The 24,640-nt window shown below is 34.0% G+C and carries 20 protein-coding genes, 3 tRNA genes and 1 pseudogene; 16 read left to right on the forward strand and 8 right to left on the reverse strand.

Going from position 1 to position 24,640, the window contains the following annotated elements:
* The first annotated feature begins 84 nt into the window (after positions 1-84).
* The 5 genes and pseudogenes from QO182_RS17670 to yidC all read left to right on the forward strand — a co-directional run bounded on the left by QO182_RS17670 (position 85) and on the right by yidC (position 6,521).
* A complete protein-coding gene (locus tag QO182_RS17670; protein ID WP_371563131.1) occupies positions 85-2,046 on the forward strand; it encodes a LysM peptidoglycan-binding domain-containing protein in 1,962 nt (653 codons plus the stop codon).
* Positions 2,046-2,442 (forward strand): annotated as a pseudogene (locus QO182_RS17675) (OsmC family protein). Before QO182_RS17670 ends, QO182_RS17675 begins: the two are co-directional and overlap by 1 nt.
* 89 nt (positions 2,443-2,531) lie before the next feature.
* A complete protein-coding gene (locus QO182_RS17680) occupies positions 2,532-2,765 on the forward strand; it encodes a DUF3820 family protein (RefSeq protein ID WP_074722953.1) in 234 nt (77 codons plus the stop codon).
* Between the two features lie 153 nt (positions 2,766-2,918).
* Positions 2,919-4,532, forward strand: coding sequence for a CTP synthase (locus QO182_RS17685; RefSeq protein WP_371543119.1), 1,614 nt, complete (start codon positions 2,919-2,921; stop codon positions 4,530-4,532).
* 84 nt (positions 4,533-4,616) lie between these two features.
* Entirely contained in the window at positions 4,617-6,521 is a 1,905-nt protein-coding gene (gene yidC / locus QO182_RS17690) for a membrane protein insertase YidC (protein ID WP_371563134.1), read from the forward strand.
* 564 nt (positions 6,522-7,085) lie between these two features.
* Here the strand turns inward: yidC and QO182_RS17695 are convergent.
* Complete coding sequence (locus QO182_RS17695; protein ID WP_371563137.1) at positions 7,086-8,048, reverse strand: fasciclin domain-containing protein; 963 nt, start codon at positions 8,046-8,048, stop codon at positions 7,086-7,088.
* 467 nt (positions 8,049-8,515) lie between these two features.
* Here QO182_RS17695 and QO182_RS17700 point away from each other — a divergent pair, with 467 nt between their 5' ends.
* From QO182_RS17700 to QO182_RS17725, 6 genes are all read left to right on the forward strand, one after another.
* A complete protein-coding gene (locus QO182_RS17700; RefSeq protein ID WP_371563139.1) occupies positions 8,516-9,226 on the forward strand; it encodes a toxin-antitoxin system YwqK family antitoxin in 711 nt (236 codons plus the stop codon).
* 75 nt (positions 9,227-9,301) lie between these two features.
* The gene (gene mnmA, locus QO182_RS17705) at positions 9,302-10,489 is read left to right on the forward strand and encodes a tRNA 2-thiouridine(34) synthase MnmA (protein WP_371563142.1); all 1,188 of its coding nucleotides are present in this window, start codon (positions 9,302-9,304) and stop codon (positions 10,487-10,489) included.
* Positions 10,490-10,602: 113 nt separating this feature from the next.
* Complete coding sequence (locus QO182_RS17710; RefSeq protein WP_371563144.1) at positions 10,603-12,216, forward strand: S8 family serine peptidase; 1,614 nt, start codon at positions 10,603-10,605, stop codon at positions 12,214-12,216.
* A 15-nt stretch (positions 12,217-12,231) separates the two neighbouring features.
* Positions 12,232-13,176, forward strand: coding sequence for an NAD(P)H-dependent flavin oxidoreductase (locus tag QO182_RS17715; protein ID WP_371563146.1), 945 nt, complete (start codon positions 12,232-12,234; stop codon positions 13,174-13,176).
* A gap of 11 nt (positions 13,177-13,187) precedes the next feature.
* Positions 13,188-13,598 carry a hypothetical protein gene (locus tag QO182_RS17720; RefSeq protein ID WP_371563149.1) on the forward strand — a complete coding sequence of 137 codons (411 nt, stop codon included), beginning with the start codon at positions 13,188-13,190 and terminating at the stop codon, positions 13,596-13,598.
* 938 nt (positions 13,599-14,536) lie between these two features.
* A complete protein-coding gene (locus tag QO182_RS17725) occupies positions 14,537-15,538 on the forward strand; it encodes an outer membrane beta-barrel protein (RefSeq protein ID WP_371543140.1) in 1,002 nt (333 codons plus the stop codon).
* Positions 15,539-16,249: 711 nt separating this feature from the next.
* On the opposite strand, the gene QO182_RS17730 is transcribed toward QO182_RS17725, so the two are convergent.
* The 5 genes from QO182_RS17730 to QO182_RS17750 form a co-directional block, all read right to left on the reverse strand.
* Complete coding sequence (locus tag QO182_RS17730; protein WP_371563151.1) at positions 16,250-17,152, reverse strand: N-acetylmuramoyl-L-alanine amidase; 903 nt, start codon at positions 17,150-17,152, stop codon at positions 16,250-16,252.
* 40 nt (positions 17,153-17,192) lie between these two features.
* Entirely contained in the window at positions 17,193-17,666 is a 474-nt protein-coding gene (locus QO182_RS17735; protein ID WP_371563154.1) for a hypothetical protein, read from the reverse strand.
* Positions 17,667-17,719: 53 nt separating this feature from the next.
* Positions 17,720-19,033 (reverse strand): 30S ribosomal protein S12 methylthiotransferase RimO, encoded by a 1,314-nt coding sequence (gene rimO, locus QO182_RS17740; protein ID WP_371563156.1) that lies wholly within the window; start codon positions 19,031-19,033, stop codon positions 17,720-17,722.
* 210 nt (positions 19,034-19,243) lie between these two features.
* Entirely contained in the window at positions 19,244-20,746 is a 1,503-nt protein-coding gene (locus tag QO182_RS17745) for an OmpP1/FadL family transporter (protein WP_371563158.1), read from the reverse strand.
* A 51-nt stretch (positions 20,747-20,797) separates the two neighbouring features.
* Complete coding sequence (locus tag QO182_RS17750; RefSeq protein WP_371563160.1) at positions 20,798-21,769, reverse strand: hypothetical protein; 972 nt, start codon at positions 21,767-21,769, stop codon at positions 20,798-20,800.
* Between the two features lie 101 nt (positions 21,770-21,870).
* Between QO182_RS17750 and proS the strand changes: the two genes are divergently transcribed.
* The 5 genes from proS (at position 21,871) to rpsT (ending at position 24,018) form a co-directional block, all read left to right on the forward strand.
* The gene (proS, locus tag QO182_RS17755) at positions 21,871-23,349 is read left to right on the forward strand and encodes a proline--tRNA ligase (protein WP_371543154.1); all 1,479 of its coding nucleotides are present in this window, start codon (positions 21,871-21,873) and stop codon (positions 23,347-23,349) included.
* A 78-nt stretch (positions 23,350-23,427) separates the two neighbouring features.
* A tRNA-Glu gene (locus tag QO182_RS17760) sits at positions 23,428-23,499 on the forward strand.
* 45 nt (positions 23,500-23,544) lie between these two features.
* Positions 23,545-23,616 (forward strand) — tRNA-Glu (locus QO182_RS17765).
* 41 nt (positions 23,617-23,657) lie between these two features.
* Positions 23,658-23,729 (forward strand) — tRNA-Glu (locus tag QO182_RS17770).
* A 37-nt stretch (positions 23,730-23,766) separates the two neighbouring features.
* Entirely contained in the window at positions 23,767-24,018 is a 252-nt protein-coding gene (rpsT, locus tag QO182_RS17775; RefSeq protein WP_073207384.1) for a 30S ribosomal protein S20, read from the forward strand.
* A gap of 135 nt (positions 24,019-24,153) precedes the next feature.
* Here the strand turns inward: rpsT and QO182_RS17780 are convergent, their stop codons facing one another.
* A complete protein-coding gene (locus tag QO182_RS17780) occupies positions 24,154-24,324 on the reverse strand; it encodes a transposase (RefSeq protein WP_371563162.1) in 171 nt (56 codons plus the stop codon).
* Positions 24,325-24,439: 115 nt separating this feature from the next.
* Positions 24,440-24,640 (reverse strand): transposase (locus tag QO182_RS17785; RefSeq protein WP_371563164.1); only part of this gene is annotated, 201 nt, incomplete at its 5' end.

Below are 24,640 nucleotides of genomic sequence, written 5' to 3' on the forward strand. Positions count from 1 at the left end.
ATCTATATATAAACGGTACCAATTTTTTAATTAAAATTTGGTACCGTTTTTGTTATCTTTGAACCAATAATATATATACCTACTATGATGAAGTATTTTTTTGCAATCTACATAACTGTTTTCTTCTTTACCACAAACGTTTTTTCACAAGAAAAACCCATTACGCATAAAGTGGAGAAAGGAGAAACTATCAATCAAATAGCACAAAAGTATCGCGTTACTCCTTTTGATATTTATCAATTAAACCCAGATGCACAAAGTGGTCTAAGGCCAAACAGTGTTTTGCTGATTCCAAATAAAGCAGGGGCGCAAATTACAAGTGTACCGACTAAAACAATTGTACAGGGGCAGTCTCATTTAGTAATTGCAAAAGAAACCTTGTACGGAATTGAAAAGAAATATGGGATTTCTGATGAAGACTTGAAAAGAGTAAATCCATTTCTTGAAAACGATGGGTTGCAAATAGGGCAAACCCTTACCATTCCTTCAAAAAATTCTCCGAAAAATTCTCCTAAAAATACTATCGTAAATCAAGATAAATTTATTTATCATGATGTACTTGCTAAGGAAACGAAATATTCTATTTCTAAGAAATATGGAATTACTATTGAGGAATTGGAAAAACGCAATCCTGAAGTGATTAGTAATTTACCTATTGGATACAGACTGATAATTAAAGGGGTAGCTCCAAAAGTTGTAGAGAAAGTAACTGAGAAAGTAGAGTCAAAAGACGAAAAGGAGAAACAAAACCTTAAAAGTGCTTTAACAGTTATTGATTATGTTGCTTACGAAGTAAAGCCTAAAGAAACGCTATACAGTTTGTCAAAGATGTTTGATATGACCCAAGAGGAACTTATTGCACTTAATCCAGACCTTAACAACGGAGTTGAAATAGGGATGCTTTTGAGAATTCCTTCTAAAACTCCAGTCTCAATTGACGATAAAAAGGAATACAAGTCTTTGTCTAAAAAGATTACTTACGATAACCGTAAAAGAATGGTTATGCTTTTGCCTTTTAATCTTGCTAATATAGAGGGGGATACTATAAACTCTACTTATAGCCGTTTGAAAAAAGATAAGTTTTTAAACATGACTTTAGACTTTTATGCTGGAGCTCTAATAGCAATTGATTCAGCTAAAACTTTGGGGCTTCCTATCGATGTCGAGATTTATGATTCTCGTGAAACTAAAAACAGTTCTGATGTCGCGGCACTAATTCAAAGTAAAAATCTTGTAAACGCTAATGCGATAATTGGTCCGTTTTATCAAAGTAATGCTGAGGCAGCGGCGCAGTTAGTGGGTATGAATAATGTACCAGTTATTTCTCCACTATCAAAAGATATTGGGAATCCTTTTGCTAATTTATATCAGACGATACCTACGAATGAAGTTATTAAGGGGGCGATGTTTGATTACATGCGTGCAAGAAATGGTAATATTATAGCTGTAGTAGACAAGAAAAAGGAGTCTATTATGCAATACATAAAACAATACCAAAAAGAAGTTCTCTTCGTTGCTTTTAAAGAGAATGGGAGTTTATCTTCAGAAAGTCTAAAAAGTATGTTAGTTAAAGGTAGAATGAATTATGTTGTAATGGAAACAGGGAATACTTGGATGATAAAAACGACTATAGCAGCTATGTTGAGTTCTATGCCTGCATATCAAGTACAATTGGTGATTTTAGAGCCTAATGAAACATTAGATACTGATGAAATTAAATTTACGAATCTTACGAAACTGAAATTAATGTATCCGTCGGTTACTAGTGATTATGTATCTCCTGAAGTGGCAATTTTCGAAAAAAAGTTCAGAAAGGCAAACAATATTTTTCCTAGTGATTACGCTACTCGTGGTTTTGATATGACTTTTGATACTATGATTCGATTGGTTCAAAATAAAAGTTTTGAAGAGACTGTAAATTCAGCGGCGACAAAACGAGGAGAAAATAAATTCGAATATTATAGAAAAGAAGATGGTGGATACACTAATAAAGGTGTTTTTATTTTGTATTATGACACGGATATGACTATTAAAGAAGCAAACTAATGATGTTAAAAGTAACCTACTTAGGAAATTTAAGAACATCATCGATACATTTACAATCAGGAAATGAAATTGTTTCGGATGCTCCTTTGGATAATAACGGAAAAAGGAGAGGCTTTTTTGCCTAACGATACCGTTGCAAATGCTTTAGCGAGTTGTATAATGACGTTATGGGAATAAAAGGCCGAGATATCAATGTGGATATTACCGGAGCTACAGCCTCAGTTAAAAAAATCATGAACGCCGAGCCAAGACGAATTGGAACAATAGAGATTGTCTTTGATATGAATATCAGTGCAGATCAAAAAAGGCGAAATTATTATAGAAAAGACAGCGATGACTTGTGCTATTTTCTTGAGTTTAAATCCTAAAATTGGAAAACGAATCACTTTTAACTAGAAATAATTAAATAGCTTAGAGGTTTGGGAGTTAAACGTTTGAATTTTCTAACTCCCGCTTCTATCTTCAAATCTACTACTTCATTCTTAATGGATAAAAATCAACAACAACTTATAAAATTAGCCCATACAAAAATGCCTTTTGGAAAGTACGAAGGAAAGTTCTTAATCGATTTACCTGAGTACTACGTAGTATGGTATAATAACAAAGGCTTCCCCAAGGGAGAATTAGGCGAGCAATTAAAACTTATATATGAGTTAAAGCTGAATGGACTGGAGGAATTGATAAGAAATATTAAAAAAAGATATCCAAAACCTCACTAATTTAAGAAATTAGGGAGGTTTTTTGTTTAAAAGGGTTTGTATTAAGGAATTGTCAATTTTCCGAATTATCTCATTTTCAAATTAGCATATTCTCAATTTATAATCGTATTTTTGCCGAGTTTTTGACACAACTACAATACAAACAACAACAGCATGAATCAAACGAAATATATTTTTGTTACTGGCGGTGTGACTTCTTCTTTAGGGAAAGGTATAATCGCAGCATCATTGGCAAAATTGTTACAAGCACGAGGGTATCGGACAACTATCCAAAAATTCGACCCCTATTTAAATGTTGATCCGGGTACTTTAAACCCATACGAACATGGAGAATGTTATGTTACGGATGATGGTGCTGAAACTGATTTAGATTTAGGACATTACGAACGTTTCTTGAATGTTCCTACTTCTCAAGCCAATAATGTTACTACAGGAAGAATTTATCTTTCAGTTATTGAAAAAGAAAGAAGAGGAGAATTTCTTGGAAAAACAGTACAAGTAGTTCCTCATATCACCAATGAAATAAAAGACAGAATGCAATTGCTTGGTAATTCAGGTGATTTTGATATTGTTATAACTGAAATTGGTGGAACAGTTGGGGATATAGAATCCTTGCCTTATATAGAATCTGTACGTCAACTTGTTTGGGATCTAGGGGAGCATAATGCAATTGTTATTCACTTAACTCTAGTACCTTATTTAGCTGCAGCAGGAGAGCTGAAAACAAAACCTACACAACACTCAGTAAAAACTTTAATGGAGAGCGGAATTAAAGCTGACATTTTAGTTTGTAGAACGGAGCATGAAATTTCAGATGAAATTCGTAATAAATTAGCCTTATTTTGCAACGTGAAAAGAGAAGCGGTTATTCAATCTATTGATGCGGCGACTATTTACGAAGTGCCCAATTTAATGTTAGAAGAAGGTCTTGACGTTGTTGCTTTAAAGAAATTAGACTTGCCTAAAAAAGCAGCTCCAGATTTGAAACATTGGAATACTTTTTTACGAAGAATAAAAAACCCAAAGCATAGCATAAACATCGGATTGATTGGTAAGTATGTAGAAATGCAAGATTGCTATAAATCAATTTTAGAAGCGTTTATTCATGCAGGGGCTTCAAATGAGACTAAAGTAAATATAATTTCAATCCATTCTGAGTATATTAACGCCTCAAATATCGAAGAGAAATTCAAAGATCTTGACGGTGTGCTTGTAGCGCCAGGTTTTGGTGAAAGAGGGATTGAAGGAAAGATAGAAGCAGTTCGTTATGCACGTGAAAATAAAGTTCCGTTTTTCGGAATTTGTTTGGGAATGCAAATGGCTGTTATCGAATACTCCAGAAATGTTTTAGGATATGCTGATGCTAATTCGACAGAAATGAACGAGGGAACTAAGCATCCTGTAGTGAATTTAATGGAAGAGCAAAAGAATGTAACTGACAAAGGAGGAACAATGCGTCTTGGAGCTTGGAAATGTGATATCAAACCAGACTCGTTAGCTTATAAAATTTACGGAGAGTCAACAATTTCTGAACGTCACCGTCACCGTTATGAGTACAACAGTGCTTACGTTGATGAATTGCAAAATGCAGGATTGAAAGCGTCAGGAGTGAATCCAGATACAGGTTTAGTTGAGATCGTGGAATTGGAAGATCATCCTTTTTTCATTGGTGTACAATACCATCCAGAATATAAAAGTACCGTTGCAAATCCACATCCTATTTTTGTGAATTTTGTAGCCGCTGCTGTAAAAGCAAAAAAGAAATAATTTCAGTATTTCAATACGATAATGGAATCTAACTTTTGTTTATTGGCAAACGATAAGCGATGAAACATAAATAATTTTATAATAATGGAACAGAAGAAATTTGACCCGAATTCGATAATTGGTTTTGTATTGATTTTTGGGATATTACTTTGGATAATGTATCAAAATCAACCAGACCCTAAGGCAATTGCTGCTGAGAAAGCGCAAAAGGAGATGGTGATTAAGGAAACTAAAACTAAAGAGTTAAACGATAAAGTAGTTGCCGAAGCAACAGCTGCTGTTGCTGTGACTGGAGATTCTACGCAATTAGCACAATTAGAAAAAAAGCTTGGAAATTTTGCTTATTCAGCTACATTGCCATCTGCTAAAGAAGGTTTTACTACTATCGAAAATAAATTAGTTAAGTTAAAAATTGCTAATAAAGGTGGATATATTGTTGAAGCTACTTTAAAAAAATTCGAAAGATTTAAAAAAGGTTCTGGACAATTAGTGGAGTTGATTAAAGACAACAACGCTAATTTAAATGTACAGTTGCTAACTAGTGACAACCGTACTTTAAATACTAAGGATTTATACTTTGAACCAACTTTAACAAAAAATGGTGAGGATCAAATTTTAAGTATGCGTTTGAAAGCGGGTGCAAATGAATATTTAGAATATAAGTATGTTTTAAAGGCAAATGATTATATGTTAGACTTTAATATTCAGTCTCAAGGATTGAGTAAAGTATTAAATACATCTAAGCCATTAAACCTAGAGTGGGACTTGAAAACATATACTAATGAGAAGAGTATTGGTTACGAAAATCGTTATGCGCAGCTTTATTACGAACATGAAGAAGGGAAAAGTAATTATTTAGGACTTGGAAACGACAAAACGGAAACAGTTGAAGATGTATCTTATATTGCTTATAAGCAACACTTTTTTAGTTCTATTTTAGTATCAGATGTACCTTTCACTAAAGCAGAATTATTTTCAAATAATTTAGTTAAAGATGATAAAGTTGATACAATTTTTACAAAACAATTTAAAGCAGTTGTTCCTTTAGCGTTTAAAAACGGTGAGATTGATCAAAAAATGAATTGGTACTACGGTCCAACTGATTACGGTTTATTGAAAAGTTATGGAAAAAATCTAGAAGATATTGTTGCTTTAGGTTGGGGTATTTTTGGATGGATTAACCGTCATGCCTTTATTCCGATGTTTGGTTTCTTAAGTTCGTTTATTCAACATGGTTGGGCTATTATAGTGTTTACCGTATTAGTTAAACTAGCGATGTCCCCTATTACATACAAATCATTTTTGTCACAGGCAAAAATGAAAGTATTGAGACCTGAAATTAATGAGCTTGGGGAAAAATTCAAAAAAGACCCAATGAAGAAACAACAGGAAACAATGAAGCTTTACAATAAAGCGGGCGTGAATCCTATGGCAGGTTGTATACCGGGACTGATGCAGGCCCCGATATTCTATGCTTTATTTCAATTCTTTCCTTCGGCAATAAGCTTGAGACAAAAAGGATTCCTTTGGGCAGACGATTTATCTTCTTTTGACTCCATTTATGAGTTGCCGTTTCATGTTCCAGCATACGGGAATCATATTAGTTTGTTTCCTATTCTTGCTTCGATAGCTATTTTCTTTTATATGAAAATGACGACTGGAGATCAACAAATGGCCGCTCCTACACAAGAAGGGATGCCAGATATGGCAAAAATGATGAAAATCATGATTTATGTTTCGCCATTAATGATGTTGTTTTTCTTCAATAGCTATGCTTCAGGATTGAGTTTGTATTATTTTGTTTCTAATACTATTACAATAGGAATCATGCTTGTGATTAAGAATTATATTATTGATAGTGATAAGATTCATGCTCAAATTCAAGAGAACAAGAAAAAAGAGCCTAAGAAACAAGGTAAGTTCCAACGTAAACTTCAAGAAGTTATGGAACAAGCTGAGGCTCAAAAAGCAAAAGACCAAAAGAAATAGTAATTTCTACATCATAAAAAAAGCTCCCAATATTGGGAGCTTTTTTGTTTTTAGTAAATTCCTTTTTTTAAAAAGTAGGTAGTGGTACTTTGTCTAGATCAGGAATGACTCCATTGGAGTATGTACATGAGTTGCAGTGATTTCTGCTTTTCTGGTTTTTTTATTTCCAATTTTAGTTCGCCTTGTCAATAAAATTTTAAAGGTTTGGGGTAGTTTGTAACGTAGCGACGATTTGACCCTCTGTGAAACTAGATGGGAGAATATTTCCTGATACCAAATGGTCTTAGAGCTTTTGTGGAGTTGTCGTTAGAAACGCATGCGATTGCTGTAGGGGTTAACTTCGTAGTAGAATTGTAGAATTGAGAGTGATGTCCTTCAGGCTCAAATTCAAAAGAGCAAGTAAAAAGAGTCTAATTAACAAGGCAAAAACTTCAACGTAAATTTCAAAAGTTATGGAACAGTATGAGACTCAAAAAAGCAAAGCATTAAAAGAAATAATTGTTTCTACTTCATAAAAAAAGCTCCCAGTTATGGGAGCTTTTCTGTTTTTAATAAATTCATTTTTTAAAAAGTAGGTAGAAGCACTTTGTCTAGAGCATGAATGACTCCATTAGAACATTGTACATCAGTTGCAATGATAGTAGATTTTCTGGCTCTTGCATCTTCAATTTTGGCTCCCCCTGTCAATAGAACTTTAAAGGTTTGAGGAGTTTGAAGCGTAGCAACAACTTGACCTTCTGTTAAACTTGCAGCTAGAATATTTCCTGATACCACGTGGTATTGTAGCACTTTCGTCAAATTTGCAGCAGAAACGCTTGCAATTCCTCCAGGGGCTAATTCTGTATTTAAAGCTGTAAAAGCTGCGTTAGTAGGAGCGAATACCGTAAACGGCCCTGTTCCTGACAAAATGGTTACAAAATCAGGTTGACCTGCTCCCGTTAAAGCACCAACTAAGGAAGTGAAATTAGGATTGGCAATAGCATGAGTTACAATAGTTGGCAAACCTATAACTTTATCGACTACATGTACAACACCATTAGAAGCCATGATATCAGCAGTTATAACTGTTGCAACACCATTAAGCATTACCTTTCCTCCAGCTGTGTTTACAAACATACTTAAGGAGTTTGTAGTCGAAGCGGTTCCTTTGGCTAAAGTTTTGATATAAGTAGTTGTTAAATCTGTGGATTTTACAGCACCACTAACAACATGATTTAATAAAATTTGTGTTAAAGCAGCTTTTGGAACATCATTTATGGAGGCGTATCCGGCAGATGAAAGAAAAGCTGTAAATGCAGCATTGGTCGGTGCGAATACAGTAAACGGTCCGCTTCCTTGTAAAGTAACTGCCAGCTCGGCTTTTGTCAATGCTTGAACCAAAATACTTAAGTCAGCTGTTTTTGATGCGATTCCTGTGATTGTTTTGTCTTCAGGAGGAGTGTTATTGTCATCATCATTACAGGAGGTTGCAAAGATGGAAAGAAGGACAATCAAAGTAAAAATTTTCGTTTTCAATAAAGTTTTCATGTTTTTTATGTTTAAATGTTTTTACTAAATTAAGTATAGTTTTTACATTTTTGTTCAATTTTTATGTAAAAATGATAAACAAAATAAAAATTTATGCTTTTTTTTTAACACGTTTATCTTTAATAGAGTAGCATTGAAAACTTATTAGTACTCTTATAATCAACTATATATGTTTTAATGTGGAATTGGCTTGTTTTTTTTATTTCTCAAATGTTAAACAAATGTGAAGGCTGTTTTAGTAGGAGTTCTTATGGAGTCATCGAAGTTTTCTTTTTTAGGCATATGTCATTCGATAATATAAATGAGAATTGGTGGTATGAAAACAGCTTGGTGAGTAGTTGGATTTGTTCAAATGTTATTTAGGGGTTTTAATAAGGATTAAGAAATAATAAAATAAATAGTAAAAACGTTTACATATAAAAGCAGTAATTTTGTTTCATAGTAATAGCCTTAAATTTTACAATACAATGAAAGATTATAAATTTTGTTTCCTTCTATTTTTAATTTTATCGAGTCATAGTATAATCGCTCAGTCAGATTATAATAAGGTTGATGAAAAAGGAAAAAAAAATGGAGTTTGGAAGGGATTTTACGAAGAATCTAAAAGGCCAAAATACGAGGGTACTTTCGAACATGGAAAAGAAGTGGGAGTATTTAATTTTTTTGATGATACGAAAGCTAAATCGATAATTGCCACACGAGAGTTTAATGCTGCAGATAATTCAGCCTACACTATATTTTATGACCAAGCAAAGAATAAGGTAAGTGAAGGTAAGGTAATTAATAAATTGTTTGTTGGAGAATGGAGGTACTTTCATTTGGCGGCAAAAACGGTTATGACTCTCGAGAATTACAAGAATGGGAAGTTAGAAGGTTTACGATCCGTGTACTATCCAAGCGGTAAAATTGCGGAAGAAATCAATTATAAAAATAATGTAAAAGACGGTTTGTACAAAAGTTTTTCAGAGAATGGAATGGTACTCGAAGAATCAATTTATAAGAACAATGAATACAATGGACTAGCTATTTTTAAAGATCCTCAAGGTAATGTAGTTTCTAAGGGTAAATTTTTAAATGGGAAAAAAGCGGGTATTTGGCAGTTTTTTACAAATGGAAAATTAGTAAAAGAAACGAACATGAGCACTCCGGGAAATGCATATAAATCCAAGGGTAATTAAGTGTATCCTTCAACAGTTGTTGTGATAAAAACGTTGTAACTTTGCAGTCTTGTAAAAATTAATAAAGAGTATAAAATGAAGCGAGTTGTAGTAGGACTTTCTGGAGGTGTAGATTCAAGTGTTGCCGCGTATTTGTTGCAGCAACAAGGATATGAAGTGATAGGTCTTTTTATGAAAAATTGGCATGATGATTCTGTTACCATATCTAATGATTGTCCTTGGTTAGAAGACAGTAATGATGCATTGCTAGTTGCTGAAAAACTAGGGATTCCTTTTCAAACTGTTGATTTAAGTGAAGAGTATAAGGAGAAAATCGTGGATTACATGTTCAATGAATATGAGAAGGGACGTACTCCAAACCCTGACGTACTTTGTAACCGCGAAATAAAATTTGACGTTTTTATGAAAATAGCTTTAAGCTTGGGAGCTGATTATGTAGCTACAGGTCATTATTGTAAAAAAAGTGAAATCGAAGTCAATGGTGAAACGGTGTACCAATTACTTGCTGGTGCTGATAATAATAAAGATCAATCCTATTTTCTTTGTCAATTATCACAAGAGCAATTGTCAAAATCTTTGTTTCCAATAGGTGAATTAACCAAACCTGAAGTACGTGAAATTGCTGCTGAAATGGAATTGGTAACTGCCGAGAAGAAAGATTCTCAAGGTTTGTGCTTTATAGGCAAAGTTCGTTTACCTGAATTTTTGCAACAAAAATTGCAGCCAAAAGAAGGGTCAATTATTCAAATTGATAAAGACGATGCTGTATATGCCAAAAAAGAGCAAGAAGGATTGTCTCCAGAGGAAGAGTTAGCATTGGCTTCGAATAAAATAGTATACACTCCTGATATGGGGAAGGTAGTAGGAAAACATCAAGGAGCTCATTATTTCACTATTGGTCAACGAAAAGGATTAAATGTGGGAGGGAATAAAGATCCATTGTTCATTATTGCCACTAATGTAGAGACTAATACGATTTATACAGGTTTGAGTAGTCAACATCCAGGACTGTTTAGAAAGGGCTTATTTATAGAAAAATCTGAAGTGCATTGGGTACGTACGGATATGACTTTGGAAAATGGTGAAGAAATGGAAGTTATGGCAAGAATACGTTACAGGCAACCGTTACAAGCAGCTACTTTACATCAGTTTGAAAACGGAATGTATGTTTCTTTCCGCGAGCCGCAATCGGCTATCACAGAAGGGCAGTTTGTTGCTTGGTATATAGAAGATGAATTAGTTGGTTCGGGAGTAATTTCTTAGATTAGTATTTTATTTCTAAAATAAATTACAATATAACTTTTCACACGATTCGTTCATTTGTTTTATGAGTTGATTATTGGAAAGTATCGTTTTGTCGAATGTAAAAGTTGACCATGAAAAAGTTTTTTCTATTCTTATTGTTATCCCTAAGTACAATAGCTTTTTCTCAGGAAGATGCATGGGTTTATTTTAATGTAAAATCAAATCAACAGTCCTATTTTGATTCGCCTTTACAGATGTTGTCTCAAAGATCTTTAGATCGAAGAACAAATCAAAATATAGCAATTGATCTAAAAGATGTCCCTATTGATGCCACTTTCATAAATCAGGTAAAAGCGGTAGCGGGGATTACTGTTATGGCAAAATCAAAATGGATGAATGCGATTCATGTTCGTGGAACCCAAGCCTTGATAAATTCGTTAAAAGGATTCGATTTTGTAGATAAAGTGGATTTTGCTAACAAAACATTGAATCAAGCAGGGAAAACAGCTAAGGTATTTAAGCAAAAAGAACAAAGTAAGACAAGAAAGACTAAAATTGATTATTCTTACGGTTCATCTGATAACCAAATTAAGATGCTTCACGGTGATGTGCTACATAAACAAAATTACACAGGTACAGGAAAAATAATCGCTATTCTAGATGCGGGTTTTTTAGGAGTAAATACTACTCAGCCTTTTCAAAGACTAAGAGATAACAATCAAATTTTGGGTGGTTATAATTTTGTATTGAGCGATTCAGATGTGTATACTTCAGATTCTCATGGTACATCAGTTCTTTCGACTATGGGAGGCTATACAGAAAATAAATTGGTAGGAACTGCTCCAGATGCATCGTACTACTTATTTATTACAGAAGATGTTAGAACTGAAAATCCAGTTGAGGAATCACTTTGGGTTGAGGCAGCTGAAAAAGCAGATAGCTTAGGAGTAGATGTTATTAATACTTCTTTGGGATACTTTGAATTTGACAACTCTGCTTATAATCACACTTACAATGATATGAATGGAACTACAGCTTTTATATCTAGAGGTGCTGAAATCGCTTTTAGTAAAGGGATGATTGTTGTTGCATCTGCAGGTAATGAAGGTGGTACTTCTAATCCTCATATAGGAGCACCAGCTGATGCCGTATCCGTACTTGCAATTGGCGCAGTTAATTCAGCAAAAACAAGAGCTTCTTTTAGTTCGATTGGACCATCTTATGATGGAAGAATAAAACCAGACGTAATGGCACAAGGCGTATCGGCTGTTTTGTCAAATGAATTTGGCGATATCGTTACAGCAAATGGAACCTCTTTTTCAGGACCTATTATGGCGGGTATGGTCGCTTCATTTTGGCAGGCATACCCGTTGAAAACAAATAAAGAAATCATAGCTTTAATTATTAAATCGGCTGACAGATATACTGAACCTACGGCGCAATATGGTTATGGTATTCCAGATTTTAGTTCGACCTTACCGTTAACACTTTCGGTAAATGATTTTGCTAAAAATTATTTTGTAGCTTATCCAAATCCAACTTCTGATTTTATTTCGGTTGAATTTCCAGAAAGCTTTAATAAAGGAACTGTTGGTTTTTATACGATCTTAGGTCAAAAAGTTTTGGAGCGTCAGGTAAGTAGTTCAATTGATACTTTTTCACTGAAATCACTAAGCAACGGAATTTATATCTATAAAATTGAATCAGAGGCTTTTTCGAAAATCGGAAAAATAATAAAAAAATAATAACCTAGCTACTAGATGAATCAAATTACAGAACTTTTTAATATCAAATATCCAATTATCCAAGCAGGAATGATATGGGTAAGCGGACATAAATTAGCCAGTGCAGTAAGCAATGCTGGGGGATTAGGGCTGATAGGTGCGGGATCGATGTATCCAGAAGTATTACGTGAGCACATTCAGAAATGTAAAAAAGAAACATCTAAGCCTTTTGGTGTGAATGTTCCTATGTTGTATCCCAACATTGAAGAAATCATGAAAATTATTGTCGAAGAAGGTGTGAAAATTGTTTTTACTTCGGCTGGAAATCCAAAAACATGGACTCCATATTTAAAAGAAAATGGTATAACCGTAGTTCATGTTGTCAGTAGTACTGTGTTTGCATTAAAAGCTCAAAATGCTGGAGTTGATGCTATAGTCGCCGAAGGGTTTGAGGCGGGTGGTCATAATGGAAGAGATGAAACGACTACTTTTGCGCTAATTCCGATGGTAAAAGAGCAAATAAAAATTCCTGTTATTGCGGCAGGAGGTATTGCAACCGGGCGAGGTATGCTTGCTGCAATGATATTGGGAGCAGATGGCGTTCAGGTGGGCAGTAGGTTTGCAGCATCGATGGAGTCATCAGCTCATGATGATTTTAAGAAAACGATTGTAGATACTAAAGAAGGAGGTACTCAACTAACCTTAAAAGAGCTGGCTCCTGTTCGCTTAATAAAAAATAAATTCTTTCAGGACGTTCAAAATTTATATGAGCAATGTCCAACAAAGGACGAATTAATAACTTTATTAGGTAGAGCTAGGGCAAAGCGTGGGATGTTTGAAGGAGATTTAATTGAAGGCGAGTTGGAGATTGGTCAAATAGCAGGTTTGATCCACGAAGTAAAGTCGGCAGAAGGAATCGTTTTAGAAATGATGACAGACTATAATATGGCAAGAAAGGAAGTAATTAATCTTGATTTTTAATTGTTTAAATCATGAAGCAAATTAAATTATATATAGTGTTGCTATTCTTGGGTGTAGGATTACAGCAGACCTACAGCCAGAATTATAAATTTAAAACTTCAGGAGTTAGCGTTTTGGAAAAAAACGAAAGAGGAAAATGGGGAAAATGGTCTGACTTAAAACTAGTAAATGTTGTAGTTTCACTGGATACAGATAAAAGTAGAATTGTTATTTACTCTGAAATTATTCAGTTGTTTGAAATCGTAGAGTATCAGCCAACTGAGGAAAATGATACGGATGTGGTTTACTCCTTTACCTGTAAGGATAATAATGGTGACGATTGTACTGTTTCTATAATAACCAGGAAACACCAAGGTAATAGAAAGCAATTGTATATTAATTACGGAAATAGGATTATTCTATATAATATTTTTAATTTATAGAGTTGGAGAAATCAAAACTGATCTACATTCTCGTACGTTGTTTCTAGTAAATTTTAAATAAGCTACCGCAGAGGTATTGCTGTTTATAAGACAAGCGATTGTTGAATAGGGTAAAATCTATTCAACAATCGCTTTTTTTGTGCATAGCCTTTTTTACAATGTGAAAAAAAACTACGGCTTTGTTCAGAGTTGTAAAAGTTATAGTCAAAAAATAGATTTTGCAGATTGTAGCACAACCAAGGACAGCTATTTTTTTTTGAAATACTTTATAGTGGTGGTGTAATATTTAAAATCGATTTATATTTTTTGATCTGAATCGGATTCCAATATCTAAGTCTAATTGAAGAAAGCACCTCAAAAATTTTATGTATAAAAGGTTAGACTGGCTTGCGAAAGTAGTTTAAGTAGATGGTTTTCACAAGTGTTTTTATGGTATTGTGTTAAGACAATTTCGTCGAGATTTCTACAATACAATAGGTTTGATTTTTTCTTTGATTTTATAATTTAGATAAAATATTCATTAGGATTTAGTGGGTTTGTTTTTATAGAATTGATTTTTTTTTTCGTGTTTAGTTAAAAATACACTTATTTTTAACTACCTCTTATTTAAATGGGGGTATATGTGGTTGTTATTGTTTTTAAATTAATTTTAAGGCATTAAAATAGATTTTTTGTCGTGATTGTTAGTATGATATAGGGGTAATTGGTTAAAAATGGATTATGGATATACTATTTTTCTATCGCCTAAAATATGTATTTCTTGTTTTTTTGAAGTGATTTTTTGTAATCAATAATTCTTTCGAAATCAAATCAAAAATTCATAATTTATTTATTTAAGTAGAATAAAAGTTAATAAATTCGTCCCAAGGAAAAGTTAAAAACAACCATTATTACACTAATAACTAACCAAAATAATAACTAACCAAAACAAAATGATGATGAAAAAAGTAATTGTAATTTTAGCTTTAGTGCTGACAGGAAACATGGCATTCGCACAGGATACTCCACTAGAAATCTCGGGTTCTGGAGATGTTTACTATAAATATGATTTCGCTAAGAAAGAAAATATAGGAACTAGTTTTGCAACGGATCAAAATTCAGTTTCTTTAGGGATGCTTGATGTTACTTTGAAAAAGACAACAGGTAAAGCATCGTTCGTTGGTGAAGTTTCTTTTGGTCCAAGAGGTCAATATCAGTCAATATTAAATGGGGATGGAGCTGATGAAAACTCATTCCACATTCAAAATTTATATGTTTCTTATGCTGCTACTGATAAATTGAGCTTTACAGCTGGTTTTATGGGTACATTTATCGGATACGAAGTAATATCTCCAGTAGCGAACTTTCACTACTCAACTTCATATTTATTTACAAATGGACCATTTCAAAATGCTGGTGTTAAAGTGAATTATGCGATTTCTGACAAAGTAGGTTTGATGGTAGGAGCTTTTAATGATACTTGGAATATGTACAAAGCAGATCCAATTAAAGGTTTAAATGCATTTGGAGCTCAGTTATCTTTTGCTCCAACTGAGGGAGTAAGCGCTTACCTTAACTTTATGGATGGTTCTGTTAGTGGTACTATAGTTGACTTAACAGCTTCTTTCCAAATTTCTGAGAAATTCAAATTGGGTTTAAACGCTGCTGATTTTTCAAATGATGGTGAAGTAGGTTATACAGGAATAGCGTTATACCCTGCAGTAGATGTAAGCGATAAATTTAGTTTAGGTTTACGTGGTGAGTATTTTAAATATAAAGAAGGTTCTGGTGATGATTCAGTAACTGCGTTAACATTTTCAGCTAATTTAAAAGCGGGTGGTTTGACTTTTATCCCGGAGTTTAGATTAGATAGTGGTTCTGAAGAGATCTTTCAAAAATCTAGTGGTGACCCTACAAAATCTGCATCTCAATTTGCTTTAGCAATGGTTTACGGATTCTAAATTCATATATTTTTTTTTTTTTACTGCCAAGATACTCTAATAAGTATGTTGGCAGTTTTTTTAGATAGAGGTTTAAAGCATATTAATTGATGAGATGTTTTTGGAATGAGGAAATTATATATCCTTAAAGTAGTAATTCATTTGGGAGAAACAATTTAGATACCATTAGGAGCTTAACGGTCATCTTGTTTCGTCAGCGAGATGAGATATAAAGGATTGTAAAGAAAATGTCTAAAAATGAGTTCTGTTAATTTTGTTGATAATATTGGGAATAACATGTGTTTGGATTTCTGGAGGTGTTGTTGTGTTATTTTAGACCTTGTGTATAAGCATAAAGAATAAGGTCGAAGGAAGAATATCTATGCAATTTTAGTAAGTTAGAAATTGGGGACTTTAGAAAAAAGCAAATGAAATCCTTAGAACTTCAATCGCTTTATTTTAGTTGCCAGTTTGAGATTTGTAGGCCGTGCCTGTCGAGATGAAAATCGTATGAATGCGATTAGGAGTGAACGGTACGAACATCAAATGAAAAAAGGTAGTGGTATCTCTTAAATTTTATTCTTGAGCAAAATAAGTCTCAGTGTTTTTAGTGAAGATGTCCTTGGTATAATAACGCAAAAGTAATAACGATAATTTAGATTTAGGTTATAAAAAAAAACAGTTCTTTGACAAGCCAAAGAACTGTTTTTAAGATGTGTTTTAATGTATTTTTTACTGTTTCTTATAAATCGAGTAAATTGTATTTATAGTATTCTCATTTAAAACTGAATCAATTTCAGTTTGCATAAAATGCAACTTAAATGCTTTTATAGCAGCGGGAAGGTTTGTAGTGCTATATCCTATGATTCGAAGTGCTAACTCCGGATTGAAATCGAGAGGAGCTGGTTCTAAGATATCGTTTTTCCATACACCAAATCCGTTTTCGGCTAGTGTATTCCAAGGAAATAGAGCGCTTGGATCATTTTTACGACTAGGAGCAATATCTGAATGGCCTATTATATTTTGAGTTGGAATATTATACTCTTTTTTTAATTTGCTCAAAAGTGCCATTAAGCTGGTGATTTGTGCCTCAGAAAATGGCTCAAATCCATTATTGTCAAGTTCGATACCTATAGAGGATGAGTTAATGTCAGTGTCTTTACCCCATGAACCGCTTCCAGCATGCCAGGCACGCAAGTAGTCATTTAACATTTGTACTACGCTACCATCATCAGCAATCACATAATGTGCACTTACCTGGGTTCTGGTTACGGTAAATGTTTTTATTGTTTGTTGAAGTGAATCTTGTGCTGTATGGTGAATAATAATGTAATTAGGTTTTCGTAAATTAAAATTTACGGTACCAATCCATTCCGTGTGGATGCCATTGTCTAAAGCAGTAGATCCCATCTTAGATATAGTATCCTTAAAGGTATACAATTGTTTTGTGTATACATTATCGATACTTATTATCGTTTTTGAAACAACTGGTAATGGCTCAGGCTCTTTACTTGAAATTGTTTCTTTAAAAGTTTTTAGTTTAGTATCATATTCTTTTTCACTTGCCTTGTAAGGATTAGTAGAGCAAGAAGCAATAACGAGAGCAACGATTAGTGAGTAAAAATATTTTTGCATACTATAAAAGGATAAAAGGTCATTTTTATTTTAAGAATAATTATCTATTTCTTTTTGATTTTTTTTTGCTTAAATTTTCTTCGTTCAATGCTTTGTATTTTGCTTTTTGATCCTCATTTAAAAACTCATTAATTTTTCGGTCTGTCGTTTCAGAAAGGGCTTTGATTTCTTCTATTTTTTGTTCTTGTGGAGTCTCCGCTTTTATTAAAATTCCTTGAGATCTTAGACTTTCTTTCAAAACATTTGAGATAGCAATTTCTTGTAATGCATCAAGATTAAGTTCGGTTTTTATTTTTTCCATTATCTTCCCCACAGTAACTTCGACAGGGATTTCTTTTGGCTTTTCTTGGCTTGAGGCCTGGGGTATTTGGCTCATTCTACCATTTCCACCATAGCCTCCGCTATTGTTCCCGTAACCGTTATTCCCATAACCATTGTTTCCGTATTGTGCCGAAACAGTATCTATGGATAATAACATAAGTGCCAAAACGAATAAGATTTGAATTGTTTTCATAGTTATTTTTTAAAATTTGGTTGTCAATTAGTGTTAGTTGATAATTGGGGATTTTATGCAGGTTCTCCGTACAAATCAAATTCAGTGGCTTCAATGATTCTTATCATTGCAAAGTCTCCTGTTTTTAAGTAATGTTTTGAGGCGTCAATTAATACTTCGTTATCTACATCCGGACTGTCAAATTCTGTTCTTCCTACAAAATGAGCACCTTCTTTTCTGTCGATTATACACTTGAATGTTTTACCTAGTTTTAATTGATTTAAATCCCATGAAATTTGAGATTGCAATTCCATTATTTCATTGGCACGGTCTTGTTTGACATCAGCAGGAACATCATCTTCTAATAAGTAAGCATGAGTATTCTCTTCATGAGAATAGGCAAAACAACCCATTCTGTCAAATTTCATTTCCTGAACCCAGTCTTTTAGAATATTAAAATCTTCTTGAGTCTCTCCAGGGTATCCTACGATTAAAGTCGTACGAATCGCCATTTCTGGAACTGCCGCACGGAAATCTTTTAATAATTTCGTTGTTTTTTCTTGAGTTGTTCCTCGGCGCATTGATTTCAAGATAGAATCTGAAATATGTTGCAAAGGAATGTCAATATAATTACAAATCTTAGGCTCGCGTTTCATGATTTCCAAAACATCCATCGGGAAACCAGTAGGGAAGGCATAGTGTAAACGAATCCATTCGATTCCTTCTACTTTTACTAAGGCTTCCAGCAATTCACCAAGATTACGTTTTTTGTAAATATCAAGACCATAGTAAGTTAAGTCTTGTGCAATTAAGATTAATTCTTTTACTCCATCTCTTGCTAATCCTTCGGCTTCTTTGACTAGTTTCTCAATAGTTTGAGATACGTGTTTCCCTCGCATAATTGGAATAGCACAAAAACTACAAGGTCTATCGCAACCTTCGGCAATTTTTAAATAAGCATAATTTTTTGGGGTAGTCGTTAAACGTTCTCCTAAAAGCTCATGTTTATAATCAGCACCTAAAGCTTTTAATAAAGCAGGCAATTCAGTTGTCCCAAAATATTGATCAACATTAGGTATTTCTTTTTCTAAATCTGGTCTGTAGCGCTCTGATAAACATCCGGTCACAAAAACCTTGTCTACTAAACCTTTTTCTTTTTTGTCTGCATATTCTAAAATCATGTTTACTGATTCTGCCTTTGCATTGTCAATAAATCCACAGGTATTAATAACGATAATGTTTCCTTCTTCGGCAACTGGAGCTTCATGCACAACGTCCTTTCCGTTTGCACGTAGTTGACCCATCAGCACTTCACTGTCGTATATGTTTTTAGAGCACCCTAGAGTGATCACGTTGATTTTATTCTTTTTTAATGACTTGGTTCTCATAGATTTGTAAATTGGAGTGCAAAATTACGGTTTTTTTATTGAAACAGAACTTTGTTTGACTTTCTTTTAGTGTTTATTTATGGAGCTATTCCTGCTATACGCTATATCCACGCAAAAAAAATGCGTGGGATGCCGCTTCTATCAGGGCTAAAAAAACCGTCTTGCTAAAATAGGAACAAGACGGTTTAATAATTTTTTTGGTACTTCGAATTACAATTCAAATAATAATGTTAGTGCTACGTTATTTGTAATGGTATTGATTGTGGCTCCATCAGTAAAACCTTGTGCAAAGAATCCTTGTTGCGAATCTCTTTTGGCGTAAGCATAGGATAAATCTAATTTGGTCGAACCAAAATTATAACCTAAACCTCCAGAGTATCCAGTCAAGTCATCTACTGTTGTTTTGTTTTTATAAGGACTTTGCTCAAAACGGTATCCCGCTCTTAAACTCAATTTTTCAATTTTATACTCAGCACCTATTCTTAATTCTCCTGTATTGTCCAATGTGTTACTCATGTAGTTGTTCAAACCATTGTAATACGAATCGCTTTCAGGTTTGAATTTCGTTTTACTGTAATCTTTTATAGCATAATCAATACTTATTAATCCTGTTGTTCCAAAAACATAGGCAAAACTTCCTGTAAGTTTGCTTGGAGTCTGTAATTTATATGGCGCATAAACATTAGTAATTCTTGGATCAGAAACATCATTTATGTCGTCTCCTGTTGAGCTGCTGCTTACAGAAACTAGTTTCTGCGATAATTCATTACTCAAGTGGTACCATGTCGAAGATTCATATGCTAAACCTAGACGTATTTCTTTAGTAACTTTGGCAATTGCACCCAGTTGAAAAGAAAATCCTGTTCCGTAAGTATATAATTCGTTATCAAAACGCAATTTAGAAACGGTATAGTCTGAAGTTAAAGGGGCGCTATTGTCTTCGTAAAAGCTACTGTATTTTCTAAAATCAGTAAAGTGTGAATTCAAGTTTATACCTATATATAGTTTGTCTTTATAAGAGGTTGCAGCATTAAAAGAAAGTTTTCCGTTGTAGCCCTCAGTATTAATACTGTTTTCTTGGTAGTAGTTTCCGCCTCCTGGTACATTTGAATTATAGGCGATATTATTTGGATCGTTGCTTGCTGGATCAATTATATAGGCATTGTAGGCTAGAAATGCTTGTTGTGCGCCATTATTTAAACTGCCATAGCTTGAATCTTCAAGAGTACTTAGTGGAACACCATTCGCATAGTTTAAAAAATAACCGTCGACAGAATTGTTTGGATTGGTTCCTGCCGAGAAAATAGAATTATTGAAATTGTTTGTATTTTCATAATTCACACCCACAGAGAACTTTCTCCAGTTGCTATTTGGATTTTGATTATTAAAAACAAATACGCCTCCAGCTTGATTCAAGTCAAAGGAGTTTTTATTTTCAGTCGTCGTCGTCCCAAAATAATTGGAGTTATTTTTAATGTCATTGTTACTTAAGGTAACAGTGACTTCGTTATTTATGAAAACTGCCGATCCCGCCGGATTAACATTCAAAGAAGATAAGTCTCCGCCAAGAGCTCCAAATGCTCCTCCCATAGCTCTGAAACGAGCTGTTCCGTTTAGGTTGTCTTGAGAGTAGCGCAATGCATCACTAACCTCTTGAGATTGAGCAGCACTAAAAGAAAAACCTGCGAGTAATACAAATAAATATTTTTTCATTTTTTTTTATAAATAAAGTTTTTAATATAAAATACTGAGGGTCATTTTCTCTTAACGTCCACCTCGTCTTGAGCTTCCTCCAGATGATCTGCCGCTACTAGAACTTGAAGAACTTGATCTGCTAGGAGAGTAGCTTTCATTTCTGGAAGTATTAGGTGTAGGTGTGTATGTTCTGGTTGGAGTAGTACTTTCTCTTCTAGAACTATTTGTATTGGTTCTGCTTCTAGTAGGAGTGCTATAAGAGTTTTTTTGGTTTGTACTACTTCTGTTAAAAGCGCCGTTTGTTCTATTTGTATTTGAGTTTCTTCTAAAGTCTATATTATTAGAACTTCTATTCGTGCTGCTTCTGTCTTGTGAGTAAGTTCTTGAAGTTGAATTATAGCTTCTGTTTGTGTTTGCAGAATTTGAGTAAGAGGAACCTCTTCTACTTGGATTGTTAGAGTAATTTCGGCTGTTGTAATAATTTCCAGAATAATTTCCGTAACCATAATTAGAGTAGCCGTAATTGTAAAAAGGAGAGTTCCATCCGTAGTAATTAGAATATCCCCATCCATTGTATGGGTAGTTCCATCCATAATTAGAATAACCATAATATGGATAATTCCATCCGTAATTAGGGTAGCCCCATCCGTAAGAAGAATAGCCATATCCTAAACCAAATGAAAAGCCAGAATTATAAGAGTTTAAATTTATAGAAGTTTCAGTTGCGTTATTTCCCCAACCTGCGTAATAATCGTCATTTACTTGATCCGAGTCGTTGTAACTATTGTTATAGTTATCTATGTCAGTGAAAATTTCTGTAGATTGATTGTCGTCTTGAAGTGAAGAAAAATAATCCTGATAATGGTTGTTTGAATTTGCGTTTGATGGTCTTTCTACATTTCGAACCTCATTGTTTGCGTATATTCCGTCACTTTCGTAGTACGAACTATTCTGATAAGAACCACACGAAACCACCAAGAGACTAATGAAAATTGAGATGGAGAGAAGAAGAGATTTGGGTGGATAAATATTAGTTTTCATATCTGTATAGTTTTTTATTGTTGCACAATGCAAAAATAGTTAGTTTTGTGGAACTATTTAGTTAAATAAAATAACGCAAAATTTGTGCCAAACTATTCAATATGAGTAAGAACCTTACTACAAGATCAGAAGATTATTCAAAATGGTATAACGAACTGGTTGTCAAAGCTGATTTAGCTGAGAATTCAGGAGTTAGAGGCTGCATGGTAATCAAGCCATACGGATATGCCATTTGGGAAAAAATGCAAGCAGAGTTGGATCGAATGTTTAAAGAGACAGGCCATCAAAACGCCTATTTTCCTTTATTTGTTCCTAAAAGCATGTTTGAGGCAGAAGAGAAGAATGCGGAAGGATTTGCAAAAGAGTGTGCGATCGTGACACATTACAGATTAAAAAATGATCCAGACAAGCCGGGTAAGCTAATGGTAGATCCTAATGCGAAATTAGAAGAAGAGCTTATTGTTCGTCCAACCAGTGAAGCTATTATTTGGTCTACTTATAAAGGGTGGGTACAATCCTATAGGGATTTACCTTTGTTGATTAATCAGTGGGCAAATGTGGTTCGATGGGAGATGAGAACACGACTGTTCTTGAGAACAGCCGAGTTTTTGTGGCAAGAAGGTCATACGGCGCATGCTACAAGAAGTGAAGCTATTGAAGAATCGGAGAAGATGATGAATGTTTATGCTGAGTTTGCTGAGAATTTCATGGCTATTCCAGTTGTAAAAGGAATTAAAACGGAGACAGAACGATTTGCTGGAGCAGAAGAGACGTATTGTATTGAAGCATTAATGCAAGACGGAAAAGCATTGCAGGCAGGTACTTCACATTTCTTAGGTCAGAATTTTGCAAAAGCCTTTGATGTTAAGTTTGCAAATGCCGAAGGGAAGCAAGAGTATGTATGGGGAACGTCTTGGGGAGTCTCAACGCGATTGATGGGAGCGTTAGTGATGACGCATTCAGATGATAAAGGATTGGTTTTACCACCTAATTTAGCACCTATACAAGTTGTGATTGTGCCAATACATAAAACAGATGAGCAGTTGGCAGAAATTACTGCTGAAGTAAATGTGTTAATGGCAGAGTTGAAAAAACTACATGTTTCGGTGAAGTATGATGATAGAACAACTCAAAAACCGGGATTTAAATTTGCTGAATGGGAATTGAAAGGGGTGCCCGTTCGAATTGCGGTTGGACCAAAAGATTTGGAAAACGGAACTTTTGAAGTTGCTCGAAGAGATACGTTGACAAAAGAAGTGCAGTCTAAAGATGGTATTTCGACTTATATCAGAGATTTGTTAGAAGAAATTCAAGCAGATTTGTTTAATAAGGCATTAAATTATAGAGACACGCATATAACGGAAGTTAACAGTTTTGAAGAGTTTAAATCAGTTTTAAATGATAAAGGTGGTTTTGTATCAGCACATTGGGATGGGACAGCAGTAACTGAGGAAAAAATTAAGGATCTGACGAAAGCTACTATTAGATGTATTCCTTTGGATGGTGTAGAAGAGGCGGGAAGCTGTATTCTCACTGGTAATTCTTCTGTTAGAAGAGTCCTTTTTGCGAAGGCTTATTAAAAAAAAGCAATTTTTTTTGCATCTGCTATTGCACGTCTTAAAAATAGTTGTATTTTTGCATCCGCAATACAGAAGCACGGTCCGTTCATCTATCGGTTAGGATCTCTGGTTTTCATCCAGGAAAGGGGGGTTCGACTCCCCCACGGACTACAATTTTTGTTTTGCTAAAAGTATTCCTGAACTTTAAAAGGAAATGGTCCGTTCATCTATCGGTTAGGATCTCTGGTTTTCATCCAGGAAAGGGGGGTTCGATTCCCCCACGGACTACAATTTCAATTTAGATTGAAAAAAAAACTTAGGAGGATAATGGTCCGTTCGTCTAGGGGTTAGGACGCCAAGATTTCGTCTTGGTAACAGGGGTTCGATTCCCTTACGGACTACAAAAAAATAGAATAGTAAAAGAAAAAAAATAATAAAATGGCAAATCATAAGTCAGCTCTAAAGAGAATCAGAAGTAACGAAAAGAGAAGAGTATTAAACAGATACCAACATAAAACTACTCGTAATGCAATTAAAGCGTTAAGAATAGCAACTGATAAGGTAGATGCTACATCTAAGTTGTCAAATGTTATTTCTATGATTGATAAATTGGCTAAAAAGAATATCATTCATGATAACAAAGCGTCTAATTTAAAATCTAAATTAACGAAACACGTTGCTAAATTGTAATTATTACATTTTATATATATCATAAAAAGCTCCTTTATAAGGGGCTTTTTTTTTGCTTATTTTTTTAAAATTAGTGCAAAAATCGGATCAAGCGCAAAAGTTGGATCAAGTCGAAAACCTGTGGAGCGATAAAAATTAGGCATAAATATTAGTTAGCCTAAAAAGAAAGAATTCCACATTTCGAACACCTCTAAACTGAGATCTAAATGCTTTTATTTTAGCATTGAAAGATTCAGCTGAAGCGTTTGTACTTCTGTTATCGAAGTAGTTTAAAATAGAATCATAATTGATCTTGATAGTATTCATGATAGTGTTAAAGCTTTTAAGGATCAAGTCGAAAACCTGTGGAGCGATAAAAATTAGGCATAAATATTAGTTAGCCTAAAAAGAAAGAATTCGGATCAGGAACAAAAGTTGGGGACTAGGCAAATAATTTAGTTAATCTAAATAGGAAGAAGTCTACTTTTCTTACTCCTCTAAATTGATTTCTAAAAGCTTTTATTTTAGCATTACAAGATTCCGCTGAAGCATTTGTACTTCTGTTATCGAAGTAGTTTAAAATAGAATCATAATTGATCTTGATAGTATTCATGATAGTGTTAAAGCTTTTAATCGCTAAGTT

This window comes from Flavobacterium sp. Arc2, from assembly GCF_041431385.1.
In the GTDB taxonomy this organism is placed as follows: Bacteria; Bacteroidota; Bacteroidia; order Flavobacteriales; family Flavobacteriaceae; genus Flavobacterium.